The following is a 16,572-nucleotide window of genomic DNA, read 5'->3' as shown; positions in this document are numbered from 1 at the left end:
GCGTACGCGCCAAAATGCGGCAGCGGTGCGGCCGGCCGGTCAGCCCGCCGCTCGCGGTGCCACGGCCGAAAGCACCCGGGGCAGGGCACGCCAGTCGGCGGAGACGACGCTCGCGTGCCGGCCCGCCAGCAGGGAGAGGCGGGCGAGGGCCTCGGCCTCGGTCGGGTTCGTCCCGTCGATCGCCGGGGCGACCTTGTGGGCGTCCGTCATCACGAGGAGGTACTGGTTGCGGGCGTACCAGCCGGTGTCGATGCCGCCGCCCGTGTACGCCGACGCGTCGCCGTCGAAGACCACGAACCAGGGCCGGACACCCGCGTCCGCGTACCGTGACCGAGGGTCGCCGCCCTCGGCCCGGTGCACCGCGGGGAAGGCCGCCGCGTCGCGGAGGCGTCCGGCCGCGGCCAGGTCGCGCAGGTGCCCGGCGTACTCGCGGTCCGTCCACAGCTTGTCGGCCGGATTGCCCTCCTCGACGGTCCCCGGGATGAGCTCCACGACGAACCGGCCCGCGAGTGACGACCGCTGCGGCCAGCCGTCGGCCCGTACGGCGGCGTCGAGCGTGGCGTGGCCGCCAGCCAGATGCGCCGGACGGTAGAGGGCGTCGCCGAGCTTCTCGGACAGCAGCGTGTCCAGTTGGGCCGGCCCGCGGCCGTTCCGCGCCTGGAAACCGTCCTTGAGTTCGACCTTCAGGACCACGGGACGGTGGCCGGGGTGGGCGTCGTGCCAGGCCCGGATGTCCGCCAGGCAGCCGGCCAGGTTCTGATTGCGGGGCTTGGAGCGCAGCTCGTTGGCGTTCGCCGCGTTCACGCAGTTGTTGTCGTTGCCGACGGGGTTGCTGTGGGAGACGCGCCAGGAGCTGCCGAAGACGTTGGTCCATACGTCCAGCTCCAGCATGGCGGCGCCGGAGTCCAGCGCGTCGGCGAAGTAGGGGAAGGCGGCCTTCTCGTACGCGTTGTGCACTCCAACCCCTGTGGTGGCCGAATACGCCGCCACGGTGTCGGCCGCCCCGGTGTCCGCCGCCACGGTGTCGGCCGCCCCGGCACCCACGGCCAGGAGCGCTGCCGCAAGGGCCGTCGCCGGTCTACGCCATATCGCTCTCATCGGTTCCCGCTTCCGTCCGTGAGCCCTGAATCACAACGGGGCGCGACGATACGGGAGTTGGCTGAACAAGAGGAGTACGCGAAGAGGCATTCGCACTGCCGGGTCCCACCCTGTGCGGCCTCACCGTCCCGGACGCGGGGCGCGCCGGGGCCGCGCCTGTACGAGTCACCGGCCACGGGCGGTGTGCTGACCTCGGCATACGTGAGCGGCGCCGCGCGGCCGCGGAACCGGAACAGATCGTTCGCCGCTTATTCTGCGCGCATGACGACGGAACCGACTCAGCAGCCCCAGCAGCTCCAGCCCATGCCCTCCGACTGGCAGCGCGCCCTCGCCGTAGTGGCCCACCCGGACGATCTCGAATACGGGTGCGCCGGAGCCATCGCGGGATGGACCGACGGCGGCCGCCAGGTGGCGTACCTGCTCGCCACCCGTGGCGAGGCCGGGATCGACAGCCTGGAGCCGGACACGTGCGGCCCGCTGCGGGAGCGGGAGCAGCGGGCGAGTGCGGCGGTCGTCGGCGTCACGACGGTCGAGTTCCTGGACCACAAGGACGGTGTGATCGAGTACGGGACCGCTCTGCGCCGGGACATCGCGGCCGCCATCCGCAGGCACCGCCCGGAACTCGTCATCACTCTCAACCACCGTGACACCTGGGGCGGCGTTGCCTGGAACACGCCCGACCACCGGGCGGTCGGCCGGGCGACCCTGGACGCGGCGGGCGACGCGGGGAACCGCTGGATCTTCCCCGAGCTGATCGAACAGGGTCTCGCGCCCTGGGACGGGGTGCGCTGGGTCGCGGTCGCGGGCTCCACCACGCCCACCCACGCGGTGGACGCCGCGCCGGGCCTGGAGCGGTCCGTACGGTCGCTGCTCGAACACCGGGCCTACATCGAGGCATTGACGGACGAGGACCCCGAGACGTACTGCCGCACGTTCCTCACCCAGAACGCGCAGCGGGAGGCGGGTCGCTTCGGCGGGAAGCCCGCGGTGGCCTTCGAGGTCTTCAGCCGCTGAGAACGGGGAGCGCCGGGCGGGTCGGCGGTGAGGGGCAGACGCCGGCGGACGGACGGCCGGACGGCTGTCCGCCCGCTCAGGATTCGGTGAGCATCCCGGCGCGGAGCCTGGTGAGGGTGCGGGTCAGGAGACGGGAGACGTGCATCTGCGAGATGCCCAGCTCCGCGCCGATCTCCGACTGCGTCATCTCCTGGCCGAAGCGCATCTCGATGATGTGCCGCTCCCGGTCGTCCAGCTCCCCGAGCAGCGGTGCCAGGGCGTGCAGGTCCTCGACCGTCTCCATGGCGGGATCGGTCTCGCCCAGTACGTCGGCGAAGGTGCGCGACGACGTGGCGCGGCCGTCGTCGCCGGGATCGCTGGGCATGTCCAGGGAGCCGGCGGTGTAGCCGTTGGACGCCACCAGGCCCTCCACGACCTCGTCCTCACTGAGCTTCAGGTGCCCGGCGAGTTCCTTGACCGTCGGGTCCCGGTCCAGCGCGGTCGCGAGCTCCTCCCGGGCCTTGGCGAGTTCGACGCGCAGCTCCTGGAGCCGGCGCGGGACGTGGACGGCCCAGGTCGTGTCCCGGAAGAACCGCTTGATCTCACCGACGATGTACGGCACGGCGAAGGTGGCGAACTCCACCTCCCGGGACAGGTCGAACCGGTCGATGGCCTTGATCAGCCCGATGGTGCCGACCTGGATGATGTCCTCCATGTCGCCGCCGCCGCGATTGCGGAAGCGGCCGGCGGCGAACCGCACCAGGGACAGATTCATCTCGATGAGCGTGTTACGGGCGTACTGGTGCTCGGGCGTGCCTTCTTCGAGCACCTGGAGCTGGTCGAAGAACACCTTCGACAGACTGCGGGCGTCCCTCGGGGCCACCTTCCCCGCGTCCTCGATCCACGGCAGCTCGCTCGCGCCGGGGAGTGCCCCGGTCCGCGCCGCACTGGTCGCGACCTGCGTCCGCGGAACCCGCGAAGTCCGCACCGGCGTTGTCGTCATGTTCCCGCCTCTCTCTGATCGCTCCGTCCCCTCCGCCTTCCCCGGCATCCGCTTTGTATGTCTCCCGCCGCCGAATGGCGGACGGAAGGCTCATCGGGTGCGGCTATCCGGCCGAAAGTTGACTGGGCGCGGGCGCCGCGCGGAATCGTCCTGATTAGACGTGCGCGCCATTGACAGCCTGTCAGGCCCCAGGAGGATTCTGTGGCGTTGAGATGCGCGACTGCCCACAGTTTTCGCCGGGACCCCTGGAGGACGTGTGACGCTCCGCCCGCGCCCGCTCGCCATGCTCGCCTGCGCTTGTGCCCTCGCTCTCGTTCTCGGTGTCCCGGCCGCCGGCGCGGCCCCCGGACCGCCGGGCCCCGAGACCAGGAGATCCGCCCCCATCATCACTCCGACCCCGCAGGACCTCCGTCAGCGCGACGACCGCGCCACGATCACTCCGACCGTGACCCTCGTCGCGGGCGACAAGGCCGACGCCACCGCCCTGAAGGTGACCCAGCAGGCACTTCTCGACGCCGGGGCGCACCGGGTCGTACGCGCCGAAGGCCCCGTCGCCGGCCGGCTGACCGTCTACGCCGGAGGTCCGGGGGAGACCCCGCAGACCGCCGGGGCGCTCACCGCCCTCGGCGTCGAGGGCCCCGGCCAACTCCCTCCCGAGGGGTATGTGCTGGCCGTCGGTGAGCGGAGTATCGCGCTCTCGGGCCAGGACACGGCCGGTACGTACTACGCCGCCCAGTCGCTTCGCCAGCTGCTGCCGGAGCGCAAGGGCCCCGGTGCGAAGGTCGCGGGGGCCGAGATCCGCGACTGGCCCACCACCGCCGTCCGCGGCGTCATCGAGGGCTTCTACGGCATTCCGTGGACCCACGCGGCCCGCCTCGACCAGCTCGACTTCTACGGCGAGCACAAGATGAACATCTACGTGTACTCGCCGAAGGACGACCCGTACCTGCGCGAGCGGTGGCGGGAGCCGTACCCCGCGGCCCAGCTCGCGAAGATGAAGGAGCTCGTCGACCGGGCCCGCGCCCGGCATGTGGAGTTCACGTACGCGCTGTCGCCCGGCCTGAGCGTCTGCTACAGCTCCGAGGCGGACATCAAGGCGCTGACCGACAAGTTCGAGACGGTCTGGGAGCTCGGCATCCGCACCTACGCCGTACCGCTCGACGACATCAGCTACACCAAGTGGAACTGCCAGGCCGACCAGGAGAAATGGGGCACGGGCGCGGCGGCCGCCGGCGCCGCCCAGGCGTATCTCCTCAATCGGGTCAACCGGGACTTCATCGCCACCCACCCGGGCGCCGCGCCGCTCCAGATGGTGCCGACGGAGTACTACAACATCACCCCGTCCCCGTACAAGAAGGCGCTCGCGGAGCTGCTCGACGAGGACGTGGTGGTCGAGTGGACCGGGGTCGGTGTCATCGCGCCGGTGATAACGGTGGCGCAGGCCAAGGCGGCGCGGAGCGTCTTCGCGCACCCCATCCTGCTCTGGGACAACTATCCCGTGAACGACTACGTCACCAACCGGCTGCTCCTCGGTCCGTACAACGGCCGGGAGAAGGGGATGCCCGCGGAGCTCGGCTCCGGCATCACCGCCAATCCGATGAACCAGGCGTACGCCTCGAAGATCCCGCTGATCACGGTCGCCGACTACACGTGGAACGACGCGGCCTACGATCCGCGCACGTCGTGGCAGACGGCGATCTCCCTGTACGCGGACGGCGACGCCAGGACCGAAAAGGCCCTGCGGATCTTCTCCGACGTCAACTACAGCTCCCGCATCAACGCGCAGCAGGCACCCGATCTGGCCGCCGACATCGCGCGGTTCTGGGAGTCGGGGGGCGTGGCCGCGCTGGACCGGGCGCTGGCGGGTCTCCAGAAGTCCCCCGACGTACTGCGCGACCGGATCGCCGAGCAGGAGTTCGTCACCGAAAGCGAGCCGTGGCTCGACGCCGCCGAGGCGTGGGGCGTCGCGACGCGCGCGGCGCTGCGGATGGTGCGGCTGGCCCGCGACGGTGAGGGCGCGGCGGCATGGGACCAGCGGCAGCGGCTGCCCGGGCTCGTGGCCGCGGCCAGGTCCTTCACGTACACCGACCTCGACGGGCGCAAGATCCCGGTCGTCGTGGGCGAGGGTGTGCTCGACAGGTTCACCGAGGACGCGGCCGCCGAGCACGACCGGCTGCTCGGCGTCACCGGCACGGTCAAGGGCCTCACCAACCTGCCCACCTACCAGGGCAACCTGATCGCCCGCATGCTCGACGGCGACAACAGCACGTTCTTCTGGAGCAGCCGCGCGACGGCCGCCGGTGACCACGTGACGGTCGACCTGCGCAAGGCACGCGAGATCGGCGGCATCTCGCTCGCCATGGGCAAGCCGGGCAGTGCAAACGACTACATGCGTCAGGGCGTACTGGAGTACTCGTCGGACGGCGCTTCCTGGGAACAGCTCGCGACGTTCTCCGGCAAGGCGGTGGTCACGGCGACCGCCCCGGCGGGAACGCAGGCCCGGTACGTGCGGGCACGGGCCACGGCGGGGCAGACGAACTGGCTCGTCGTGAGGGAGTTCGCCGTCGAGACGAAGGACGGGTCCGTGACCGGCGGACCGCCCGCCGCGGCCGGCAGCAGCCTGCGGGCGGCGGCCGACGGGGACGTGACGAGCGTCTACCGCGCGGCGCGCGCGCCCGAGCCGGACGAGGCGCTCCTGGTGGACCTCGGCGGTGAGCGGGAGGCGGCGTCCGTCACCGTGCTCCAGTCGCGGGGCGGCTCCGCGCAGGCCGTCGTGCAGGTACGCGGCGGGGACGGCGACTGGAGCACGGCCGGCGAGCTCGAAGACGCGTACGGGGAGTTCACGCTGGACGGTGAACGGGTTTCCGCCGTACGGCTGCTCTGGAGCGAGGGCGACGGTGCGCCGCAGATCGCGGAGGTGGTCGTGCGGTAGCGGTCCGCGGCGTGCACAGCGGCGCGGCCCCCGGAATCCGCCGTCGGTCCGGGGGCCGCGCCGTGTCCGGCCGGACACCGCCGTGTCCGGCCCGCTGGGACGGCCGCCACCTGACACCGCTTTGCGCTCCCTTTACTATCGGGGGCAGGGTTTCACGACCCCGCCCGTACACCTGAACCGAGAAGGAGTTGCAGTCTCGCAATGGGTGAGCCTCCCAGTACGAACCGTGCCATTCCCGTCCCGTCGCACCCCGGGGCGGAGGTGGCACGGTGACCGAAGTACTTCTTCTGCTCCTCGCTCTCGCCCTCACTGTGGCGTGCGCGGTGTTCGTCGCGGCGGAGTTCTCGCTGACGACGATCGAGCGCGGCGAGCTGGAGCGGGCCGCGCGGGCCGGTGAACGGGGCGCCGCCGGCGCCCTGAAGGCCGCGAAACGCCTCACCTTCCAGCTCTCGGGCGCCCAGCTCGGCATCACCGTGACCTCGCTGGTCATCGGCATGCTCGCGGAGCCCTCGCTGGCCGTGCTGCTGCGCGGCCCGCTGGCGGCGGCCAGACTGCCCGACGGCGCTGTGTCCACCGCCGCGACGCTGCTCGGCGTCGCTCTGTCGACCGTGGTGCTGATGGTCGTCGGCGAGCTCGTCCCGAAGAACTGGGCGATCTCCAGCCCGCTGGCCGTCGCCAAGGTCGTGGCCGGGCCGCAGCGCGCGTTCACCGCCGCCTTCGGGCCCCTGATCCGCCACCTCAACGACACGGCGAACCGCACGGTCCGCCGCTTCGGCCTGGAGCCCGCCGAGGAACTGGCGTCCGCCCGTACGCCGCAGGAACTCGTCGCACTGGCCCAGCACTCCGCGCGCGAGGGCGCCATCGAGCAGGACGCCGCCGAACTGTTCGTCCGTACGCTGCACCTGGGTGAACTGACCGCGGAGAACGTCATGACGCCGCGCGTGGACGTCCAGGCCCTGGAGGCCCGCGCCACCGCCGCCGACGCCGCGAACCTCACGCTGGCCACCGGCCTGTCCCGGTTCCCGGTCTACCGCGAGACCCTGGACGAGGTGATCGGCACGGTCCACATCCGCGACGTACTCGCCCTGGACGAGACGAAGCGGGCCCGGACCCCCGTCACCGATCTGGCCACCGAGCCGCTGCTCGTACCCGCGTCCCTCCCCGTGGACCGGATGCTCCAGCAGCTGCGCCGCAGCCGCACCATGGCGGTGGTGATCGATGAGTACGGAGGTACGGCGGGAATCGCCACGGTCGAGGACGTCGTCGAGGAGGTCGTCGGCGAGGTCCGCGACGAGCACGATCCGCACGAGCGTCCCGGCCTGGAGGCCGGTGCCCCGTCGGCGGACGGCCACGCGGTGTGGGAGGCGGACGGCAGCGTACGCCTCGACCAGCTCCAGGAGATCGGCTTCAGCGCCCCCGACGGCCCGTACGAGACGCTGGCCGGGCTCATCGCGACCCGCCTGGAGCGCATCCCTGCGCCCGCCGACCGGCTGGACGTCGACGACTGGACGATCGCCGTCCTGGACGTGGAGCACCACCGGGCCGACCGGGTACGGATCACCGCACCGGCGTCCGTGTCCGTGGCCCTGTCCGCGTCCGCCGCCGCGTCGGGCTCCGGGCCCGGGGCGGCGCCCGGCACCGGCTCAGGGTTCGCTTCCGTCCCCGCCCCCGTTTCCGCAGTGAAGATCGCGGAGGAAGCCCGATGACCGCGCTCCAGCTCGCCATCGGCGCGCTCACCCTGCTCACCAACGCGTTCTTCGTCGGCGCGGAATTCGCCCTCGTCTCCGTACGGCGCAGTCAGATCGAGCCGGCCGCCGTCAAGGGCAGCCGTCGCGCCCGGAGCACGCTGTGGGGCCTGGAGCACCTGTCCGCCGTGATGGCCACCGCCCAGCTCGGCATCACCATCTCCTCGCTTGTCCTCGGCGCGGTCGCCGAACCCGCCGTCGCGCACCTGATGGAACCGCCGTTCCAGGCCGTCGGCGTACCGGAAGCGCTGATCCACCCGATCGCTTTCGTGATCGCGCTGATGCTGGCGACGTACCTGCACATGCTCGTCGGCGAGATGATTCCGAAGAACGTCGCGCTCGCCGCCCCGGCGCCCACCGCGCTAGCGCTGGCACCGTCTCTGGTGGCCCTGACGCGTGCCCTGAAGCCGGTCGTCTTCGGTATCAACGCGTTCGCGAACCTCCTGTTGCGGATGCTCGGCGTCGAGCCGAAGAACGAGGTGACGTCCGTCTTCACCGAGGACGAGCTCGCCCGCCTCGTCAAGGATTCCAGTGAGGCGGGGCTGCTCGCGCCGGCCGACGGCGAGCGCCTGCGTGACGCACTGGACCTGGGCAAGCGACCGGTGGGCGAGGTGATGGTGCCGCTCGGCAGGATCGTCACCGTCGACCACACCACCACCCCGCAGCAGCTGGAGCGGGCGGCGGCGACCTGGGGATTCTCGCGGCTTCCCGTCACCGGTCCGGGGGACGAGGTGCTGGGTTACCTGCACATCAAGGACGCCCTCGGGGTCGTCGAGCGCACCCGCCCGTTCCCGCGCGGGGCGCTGCACCCGGTGATCCGGGTCGAGATCGACACGCCGCTCGACGACACGATGACCGCCATGCGGGCCGCGGGCACGCATCTGGCCGCCGTCACCGGCGGCCGGGGCACGGTCATCGGCTTCGTCACCATGGAGGACGTACTGGAGGAACTCGTCGGCCCGGCAGCGGAGTCCGGCAGCGCGGTGGCGGTCCGGGAAAGGCCGCGGGTTTGACAAGTGGCCTTGCCGATTCTGCAATGACCGTATGGATGTCACGGGCGAAGAGCAGAATTTCGACGGCGTACTGAACGGCGTGGGTCCGCGGCTGCGCAAACTCCGCAAGGAGCGCGGAGCCACGCTCGCCGGGCTCTCCGAGGCGACCGGGATCTCGGTCAGCACCCTGTCCCGGCTGGAGTCCGGCGGGCGCAGGCCCAGTCTCGAACTGCTGCTGCCCATCGCCCGCGCCCACCAGGTTCCGCTCGACGAACTGGTGGGCGCGCCCCCGGTGGGCGACCCGCGCGTGCGGACGAAACCGATCGAGCGCGGCGGGCAGACCTACCTTCCGCTGACCCGCAGCCCGGCGGTCTCCAGGCGTTCAAGGTGATCTCCCGGCGGACGGGTGAGGAGCCCGAACCGCGCACGCACGAGGGCTATGAGTGGCTGTACGTCCTGTCGGGCAGGCTGCGGGTGGTGCTGGGTCCCCACGACCTGGAGATCGGAGCCGGCGAGGCGGTGGAGTTCGACACGAGGGTGCCGCACTGGTTTGGTCCGGCGGGGGACGGGCCGGCGGAGTTCCTCAGCCTCTTCGGGCCGCAGGGCGAGCGGATGCACGTACGGGCCAGGCCGAAGGCGGGCTGACGCAGCCGCACTGACGCGGCCGGGAGGCCGCGCCGAGGAGCCGGGTCGTGGCCGAGATGTGGCGCCGGCTGTTCCCCTCAGGGCAAGCGACCGCTTAGTATGCGCCGAGCGCGGTACTGCCTACGGTGTTGTGGAGGATCTCGGATGCAGGCATGGCGAGTGCACGAGAACGGCGAGCCCGGCGAGGTGATGCGGCTCGACGAGGTCGGGAAACCCACGCCCGGCGAGGGGCAGCTTTTGCTGAAGGTGCTCGCCGCGAACATCAACTTTCCCGACGCCCTGCTCTGCCGCGGCCAGTACCAGGTGCGGCCGCCGCTGCCCTTCACCCCGGGCGTGGAGATCTGCGGCGAGACGGAGGACGGCCGCCGCGTGATCGCCAACCCGGCGCTGCCGCACGGCGGTTTCGCGGAGTACGTGGTCGTCGACGCGGCCACGGCGCTCCCCGCCCCCGAGTCGCTGGACGACGCCGAGGCGGCGGCCCTGCACATCGGTTACCAGACGGGCTGGTTCGGCCTGCACCGCCGGGCGCGCCTGCGGGCGGGGGAGACCCTGCTGGTGCACGCGGCGGCGGGCGGCGTCGGGAGCGCCGCCGTACAGCTCGGCAAGGCGGCCGGTGCCACCGTCATCGGCGTCGTCGGCGGCCCCGAGAAGGCCCGTATCGCCCGGGAACTGGGCTGCGACCTGGTGGTCGACCGGCGCAGCGAGGACATCGTCGCCAAGGTCAAGGAAGCCACCGGCGGGCGGGGCGCGGACGTCGTCTACGACCCGGTGGGCGGTGACGCGTACGCCAAGTCGGTCAAGTGCGTCGCCTTCGAGGGCCGCATCGTGGTCGTCGGCTTCGCGAGCGGCTCCATCCCCTCGCCGGCGCTCAATCACGCCCTCGTGAAGAACTACTCGATCGTCGGCCTGCACTGGGGCCTCTACAACACCATGGACCCGGCCGCGATCCTCGCCTGCCACGAGGAGCTGACCAGGCTGGCCGCCGAGGGCGCCATCAAGCCGCTCGTCAGTGAGCGGGTCGCCATGAAGGACGCGGCGGACGCCGTCCAGCGCGTCGCCGACGGCACGACCACCGGACGCGTGGTCGTCGTACCCGAGGGGGCGGCCCGATGACGGACACGACGGAAGTACGAAGCCTGACGAAGGAGTTGCTGGCCTCCCACCCGCCGGCCACCACCGACCGTACGGACTTCCTCAAGGCGCGCTTCGACGCCGGACTCGCCTGGGTGCACTACCCGGTGGGCCTCGGCGGCCTCGGAGCCCCCCGCTCCCTCCAGGCCGTCGTCGATGCTGAACTGGCGGCGGCCGGGGCGCCCGACAACGACCCGCGGCGCATCGGAATCGGCCTCGGCATGGCCGCGCCGACCATCCTGCGCTTCGGTACGGACGAGCAGAAGCGCCGCCTGCTGCGGCCGCTGTGGGTCGGCGAGGAGGTGTGGTGCCAGCTGTTCAGCGAGCCCGGCGCGGGCTCCGACCTCGCGGCGCTCGGCACGCGCGCGGTGCGCGACGGTGACCACTGGGTCGTCGACGGGCAGAAGGTGTGGACCTCCAGCGCCCATGTGGCGCGCTGGGCGATCCTCATCGCCCGTACGGACCCCACTCTGCCCAAGCACCAGGGCATCACGTACTTCCTGTGCGACATGACCGACCCCGGTGTGGAGGTCAGGCCGCTGCGCCAGATCACCGGCGAGGCCGAGTTCAACGAGGTCTTCCTCACCGGCGTACGCATCCCCGACAGCCGGCGTCTCGGCCCCGTCGGCGAGGGCTGGAAGGTCGCGCAGACCACGCTCATGAACGAGCGCGTCTCGATCGGCGGTTCCCGCATCCCGCGCGAGGGCGGCATGATCGGCCCCGTCGCGAAGACCTGGCGCGAACGCCCCGAACTGCGCACCCACGAACTGCACCGGCGCCTGCTGGACCTGTGGGTCGACGCGGAGGTCGCGCGCCTCGCGGGCGAGCGGCTGCGCCAGCAGCTCGTGGCCGGGCAGCCGGGCCCCGAGGGCTCGGGCATGAAGCTGGCGTTCGCCCGTCTCAACCAGGAGATCAGCGGCCTGGAGGTGGAACTGCGCGGTGACGAGGGCCTGTTGTACGACGACTGGACCATGCGCCGGCCCGAACTCGTCGACTTCACCGGCCGCGACGCCGGTTACCGCTACCTGCGCTCCAAGGGCAACAGCATCGAGGGCGGTACGAGCGAGGTGCTGCTCAACATCGTCGCGGAGCGCGTACTCGGCCTGCCGTCCGAGCCGCGCAGTGACAAGGACATCGCCTGGAAGGACCTCTCCCGATGACAGCGCAGACCGCTCAGCCCGATCTGCTGTACTCCGAGGCCGAGGACGACCTGCGCGCGGCCGTACGCTCCCTCCTCGCCGACCGCTGCGACGCCGCGGCCGTTCTCACCCGCGCGGAGTCGGACACTCCGTACGATCCGCGACTGTGGGCTTCGCTGGCCACCGAAATGGGCCTGGCCGGGCTCCTCGTGCCCGAGAAGCTCGGCGGCCAGGGCGCCTCCCACCGCGAGGCGGCGGTGGTGCTGGAGGAGCTGGGGCGCAGCGTCGCCCCGACTCCGTACCTCACCGGAGCCGTCGTCGCCGCCGAGACGCTCCTGGGGTGCGTCACCGAGAACGCCGGGAGCCCCGAGAACGCCGCGGCCACGGAGCTGCTCGGCGCGCTCGCGGGCGGCGGTACGGTCGTAGTGCTCGCCGTTCCGCTGTCCACCGCTCCCGGCGGCGAAGTGCCGCGCGCGGTACGGGCGGACGACGGCTCCCTCGGCGGACGCATCGCCGCCGTCGCCGACGCGGCCGCCGCCAAGGTGCTGCTCGTACCGGCCGAGGACGGGCTGTACGCGGTGGAGGCCGGGGCGCCCGGCGTCACCGTCGAATCGCTGACGCCCTTCGACCTGACCCGGCCGCTCGCCACGGTCACTCTCGACGGTGCCCAAGGCCGCCGGCTCACCGGCTCGGCGGCGGCTCCCGTACGGCGCGGACTGCTCGCCGGCGCCGGGCTGCTCGCCTCGGAGCAGCTGGGGCTCGCGGAGTGGTGCCTGGAGGAGGTCGTCCGGTACACCCGCGACCGCAAGCAGTTCAACCGCCCCGTGGGGTCCTTCCAGGCACTCAAGCACCGCATGGCACAGCTGTGGCTGGAGGTCGTCTCGGCCCGTGCCGCCGCCCGCAACGCCGCCGACGCCCTGGCCACCGGCAGCGCCGACGCACCGCTCGCGGTGGCGGTCGCGCAGACGTACTGCTCGCGGGTCGCCGTGCACGCGGCCGAGGAGTGCGTACAGCTGCACGGCGGTATCGGCATGACCTGGGAGCACCCGGCGCATCTCTACCTCAAGCGAGCCAAAGCCGACTCGATCGCGCTGGGCGCGCCCGGCCGGCACACGGACGCGGTGGCGGAACTCGTCGGACTGCCCGCGCCCGGGCAGGGCTCTGACCTGCCCCGGTAAGGGTCAGTGGATCTAGCACCCCTTTACGTGCGGTTTAATTGCGACCGGTTCGCAATAACTGTTGATCTTGTTTAGGGGTGTGGAGAGCCATGCTGTCCCGATCGATACGTGGGGCGGCCGCCGCGACGCTGGCCGGAACACTGGCCATCACCGCGGCGGCCTGCTCGAAGCCGGGCGAGAGCGGCACCGCGCACGGCGCCGGGGATTCCGCTGTCGTCGGCATCGCGTACGAGCCCGAGACGCTCAGCCCGCTCCTCGGCTACGGCAAGGACGGCAACTCGAAGATCTTCGACGGGCTGCTCACCTTCGACGACGATATGAAGCTCCGGCCCGCGCTCGCCGCCGAACTGCCCCAAGTCTCCGACGACGGCCGCACGTACACGTACGCGCTGCGTGAGGGCGTGCAGTTCAGCGACGGCGAGCCCTTCACGTCGAAGGACGTGGTCTTCACCTACCGGACCATCCTCGACAAGAAGACGAACAACGCCTCCAAGACGGAACTCGACGCCGTCAAGGACGTCAGGGCGGAGGGTGACCACAAGGTCGTCTTCACGCTCAAGTACCCGTACGCGCCGTTCGCCGAGCGCACGGTGCTTCCGATCGCTCCCGAGCACGTCGCCGGCGAGCAGGACGTCAACAGCGGCTCCTTCACGACGAAGCCGGTCGGCACCGGGCCGTACATCCTCACCGGCTGGTCCAAGGGCGAGAAGCTCAGCTTCAAGGCCAACCCCGGTTACTGGGGCGGCGCGCCCAAGGTGAAGAAGTTCACCATGGCGGTCATCAAGGACGACGACGTGCGCGCCACGCGGCTGCGCACCGGCGACCTCGACGGCGCCATCCTGCCGCCCGACCTCGCCAACACCTTCAAGGACGACGACGGCAGGACGACGTACGCCGCCAGGTCATTCGACTACCGCACCGTGACGCTGCCGACGCACAACAAGGTCGCGGGCGACACGGACGTACGACGCGCACTCGACGTCGCCGTCGACCGCCGGGCCATGGTCGACAAGATCCTCGACGGCGCGGGCAAGCCGGCGTACGGCCCCGTGCCGACCGACAGCCTCTGGTTCGCCAAGGGCACCGAGCGCACGCACGACCTCGCCGAGGCGAAGCGGATCCTCGACGAGGCCGGGTGGAAGCCGGGCGCCGACGGCATCCGCGTCAAGGACGGCGTACGCGCCCGGTTCCCCCTCTGGTACCTCTCCGGCGACAAGCTCCGCCAGGACCACGCCCTCGCGTACGCGTCCGACGCGAAGAAGGCCGGCATCGACATCAAGACCCAGGCCGGCACCTGGGAGGTCATCATGCCGCGCATGAAGCACGACGCGGTGCTCGCGGGCGGCGGCGCGCCCGGCGACCCCGACTTCGACCAGTACACGCTGCTCCAGTCGTCCCTCGCGGGCGACGCCTTCAACAACATGGCGTGGTACGACAACCCCGCCGTCGACAAGGCGCTCAAGAAGGGCCGCGAGAGCGGAGAGACGGCCGACCGCAGGGCCGCGTACGACACCGTCCAGCGCGAACTCGTGAAGAACCCCGGCTACACCTTCCTGACCCACATCGACCACCTGTACGTCGTCGACGACAAGTGGTCCGGGCTCACCACGCAGACCGAGCCGCACGACCACGGCCTGGCATCCGGCCCGTGGTGGAACGTCGAGGACTGGACGCCGAAGAAGTGACACACCTCCACCCGAGCCGGAAGCTTCCCTGGGGGCCGATGGCGAGGATGGCGGGGCGGCGGACCCTGTTCGCCGCCCCCGTCCTGCTGGTCGTGACCTTCGGCGTGTTCGCCGTCGCCGCCGCCTCGCCCTTCGACCCCGTCAAGGCGTACGCGGGCACCGCGGGCCTCACCGCCTCGCAGGAGAACCTCGACCAGCTCCGGGCCAACCTCGGCGTCGACCAGCCGCTCGTCGAACGCTGGTGGCGCTGGCTGACCTCCGCCGTCACCGGAGACCTCGGCGACTCCAGCGTCATGCGTCAGCCCGTCACCGACGTCATCACCGAACGCCTCGGCTGGTCGGTACTGCTCGCCGTCACCGCGTTCCTCGTCGCGATCCTGCTCGGTACGTCGCTGGGCGTACTGGCCGCGAGACGGCCGGGCGGCTGGCTGGACCGCGCGGTCAGCTCGGCGGCGTACACCCTGGAAGCGGCGCCCGCCTTCTGGCTCGGCCTGCTCGCCATGTGGTTCTTCGCGCTGGAGCTCGGTGTGCTGCCGGCGGGCGGACTCACCGACACCGACAGCGACGTGGTGACGTTCGGGCAGGTCGCCACGCACCTGGTGCTGCCGGCGGCCGTTCTCGGCGTCTCGCAGCTTCCCTGGTTCTTCCTCTACGTGCGCCAGGGCGTCGCCGACGCGCTGGACGAGGACCCGGTACGCGGTGCACGCGCGCGGGGGCTGAGCGAGCGCACCGTGCTCCTCGGACACGCCCTGCGCTCGGGAATGCTCCCGACGCTCACGCTCGTCGGCTCGCGGGTGCCCGAACTCATCACCGGGGCGCTGCTCGTGGAGACGGTCTTCAGCTGGCCGGGCATCGCGGCGGCGGCCGTACAGGCGGCGACGTCGGTGGACTTCCCTCTGCTCGCCGCGCTGACGGTGCTGGCCACCGCGGCGGTTCTCGCCGGCAACCTCCTCTCCGACCTGCTGTACGGACTCGCGGACCCGAGGGTGGGCTTCGATGGCTGAACCCGCTTCCGAGGCGGCCGTGTGGCGCTCGCACGGCCGTACCCGCCGCTCCACACGCACGGTCCGCGTCCGTACCTCGGCGGTGATCGTGGTGGCGGTGGTCCTCGCCGTTCTCGTGGTACCGCCGCTGGCCAACCTCGACCAGCAGGCCGTGGACCTGTCGATGAAGCTCCGGGCACCGTCCCCGGCGCACCCCTTCGGCACCGACGACGTCGGCCGCGACCTCCTGCTGCGCTGCGTGTACGGGCTGCGTGTCTCTCTTCTGGTCGGGCTCGTGGCGGCGCTCGTCGCGACGTTCATCGGAACGGCCGTCGGCGCGGCGGCGGCGGCGTTCGGCGGCTGGACGGACCGCGTGGTGATGCGGCTCGTCGACACCTTCTCGTCCGTCCCGCACCTGCTGCTCGGCATCTTCGTCGTCGCGATGTTCCGGCCGGGGGTGTGGCCGGTGATCGTGTCGGTGGCGCTGACGCACTGGCTGTCCACCGCCCGCATCGTCCGCTCGGAGGTGCTGTCGCTGCGCTCGCGGCCGTACATCGACGCGGCGGTCTCGGGCGGTGCGTCGCGGTGGCGGGTCGCCGTACGGCACCTGCTGCCGGGGGTGCTGCCGCAGGCGGGGCTCGCGGCCGTGCTGATGGTGCCGCACGCGATGTGGCACGAATCGGCGCTCTCGTTTCTCGGCCTCGGCATGCCGACGCACCAGGCGAGCCTGGGCAACCTCGTCCAGTCGGCGCGCAGTTCGCTGCTCGCCGGGGACTGGTGGCCGACGCTCTTCCCCGGTCTTCTCCTGATCATACCGACCCTCGCCATCGCGGGCCTGGCCGGCGCCTGGCGGGAGCGAATCAATCCCCGCCGCCGATCGGAGCTGATGCTGTGACGACGCCCCAGAACACCGAGCCGGCCGCCTCCGCGACGACGGAGCGTTCTCGTGTGGCACCCGACGCCGTTCCAGGGAACGCTCGGACGACGGAGCGTTCCCGTGTGGCACCCGACGCCGTTCCAGGGAACGCTCACCAGGGGCGCGGAGACG

The 16,572-nt window shown here is 71.6% G+C and carries 12 protein-coding genes and 1 pseudogene; 11 read left to right on the top strand and 2 right to left on the bottom strand.

Annotated elements, in window-relative coordinates; genetic code table 11:
- Window positions 1-39: 39 nt before the first annotated feature.
- Window positions 40-1,098 carry a phosphatidylinositol-specific phospholipase C domain-containing protein gene (locus tag AS594_RS04490; protein WP_069925770.1) on the bottom strand — a complete coding sequence of 353 codons (1,059 nt, stop codon included), beginning with the start codon at window positions 1,096-1,098 and terminating at the stop codon, window positions 40-42.
- Between the two features lie 261 nt (window positions 1,099-1,359).
- Here AS594_RS04490 and AS594_RS04485 point away from each other — a divergent pair, with 261 nt between their 5' ends.
- On the top strand, window positions 1,360-2,112 hold the full coding sequence (locus AS594_RS04485) for a PIG-L deacetylase family protein (RefSeq protein WP_069925769.1): 753 nt from the start codon (window positions 1,360-1,362) through the stop codon (window positions 2,110-2,112).
- A gap of 76 nt (window positions 2,113-2,188) precedes the next feature.
- Here the strand turns inward: AS594_RS04485 and AS594_RS04480 are convergent, their stop codons facing one another.
- Window positions 2,189-3,094 (bottom strand): RNA polymerase sigma factor SigF, encoded by a 906-nt coding sequence (locus tag AS594_RS04480; RefSeq protein ID WP_069925768.1) that lies wholly within the window; start codon window positions 3,092-3,094, stop codon window positions 2,189-2,191.
- Window positions 3,095-3,377: 283 nt separating this feature from the next.
- On the opposite strand from AS594_RS04480, the gene AS594_RS04475 reads away from it, so the two are divergent.
- The 10 genes and pseudogenes from AS594_RS04475 to AS594_RS04430 all read left to right on the top strand — a co-directional run bounded on the left by AS594_RS04475 (window position 3,378) and on the right by AS594_RS04430 (window position 16,419).
- A complete protein-coding gene (locus AS594_RS04475; protein WP_069930271.1) occupies window positions 3,378-6,026 on the top strand; it encodes a glycoside hydrolase family 84 protein in 2,649 nt (882 codons plus the stop codon).
- Window positions 6,027-6,295: 269 nt separating this feature from the next.
- The gene (locus tag AS594_RS04470) at window positions 6,296-7,732 is read left to right on the top strand and encodes a hemolysin family protein (protein ID WP_079148290.1); all 1,437 of its coding nucleotides are present in this window, start codon (window positions 6,296-6,298) and stop codon (window positions 7,730-7,732) included.
- Window positions 7,729-8,784 carry a hemolysin family protein gene (locus tag AS594_RS04465; protein WP_069925767.1) on the top strand — a complete coding sequence of 352 codons (1,056 nt, stop codon included), beginning with the start codon at window positions 7,729-7,731 and terminating at the stop codon, window positions 8,782-8,784. Before AS594_RS04470 ends, AS594_RS04465 begins: the two co-directional genes overlap by 4 nt.
- A 31-nt stretch (window positions 8,785-8,815) precedes the next feature.
- Window positions 8,816-9,408: pseudogene (locus AS594_RS04460) on the top strand (helix-turn-helix domain-containing protein).
- Between the two features lie 144 nt (window positions 9,409-9,552).
- A complete protein-coding gene (locus tag AS594_RS04455; RefSeq protein WP_069925766.1) occupies window positions 9,553-10,521 on the top strand; it encodes an NADPH:quinone oxidoreductase family protein in 969 nt (322 codons plus the stop codon).
- Window positions 10,518-11,699, top strand: a complete 1,182-nt coding sequence (locus AS594_RS04450; RefSeq protein ID WP_069925765.1) for an acyl-CoA dehydrogenase family protein — start codon at window positions 10,518-10,520, stop codon at window positions 11,697-11,699. Before AS594_RS04455 ends, AS594_RS04450 begins: the two co-directional genes overlap by 4 nt.
- Window positions 11,696-12,856, top strand: a complete 1,161-nt coding sequence (locus tag AS594_RS04445; protein WP_069925764.1) for an acyl-CoA dehydrogenase family protein — start codon at window positions 11,696-11,698, stop codon at window positions 12,854-12,856. Before AS594_RS04450 ends, AS594_RS04445 begins: the two co-directional genes overlap by 4 nt.
- A gap of 89 nt (window positions 12,857-12,945) precedes the next feature.
- Window positions 12,946-14,541 carry an ABC transporter substrate-binding protein gene (locus tag AS594_RS04440; RefSeq protein WP_069925763.1) on the top strand — a complete coding sequence of 532 codons (1,596 nt, stop codon included), beginning with the start codon at window positions 12,946-12,948 and terminating at the stop codon, window positions 14,539-14,541.
- A 38-nt stretch (window positions 14,542-14,579) separates the two neighbouring features.
- Complete coding sequence (locus AS594_RS04435; RefSeq protein WP_069925762.1) at window positions 14,580-15,545, top strand: ABC transporter permease; 966 nt, start codon at window positions 14,580-14,582, stop codon at window positions 15,543-15,545.
- Window positions 15,538-16,419 carry an ABC transporter permease gene (locus tag AS594_RS04430; RefSeq protein ID WP_069925761.1) on the top strand — a complete coding sequence of 294 codons (882 nt, stop codon included), beginning with the start codon at window positions 15,538-15,540 and terminating at the stop codon, window positions 16,417-16,419. The genes AS594_RS04435 and AS594_RS04430 overlap by 8 nt, the downstream gene beginning before the upstream one ends.
- The last annotated feature ends 153 nt before the right edge of the window (window positions 16,420-16,572 follow it).

The organism is Streptomyces agglomeratus (assembly GCF_001746415.1).
Taxonomy (GTDB): domain Bacteria; phylum Actinomycetota; class Actinomycetes; order Streptomycetales; family Streptomycetaceae; genus Streptomyces; species Streptomyces agglomeratus.
Note: the sequence above shows the minus strand (reverse complement) of the source record. Positions and strands in the feature narration are given on the sequence as shown.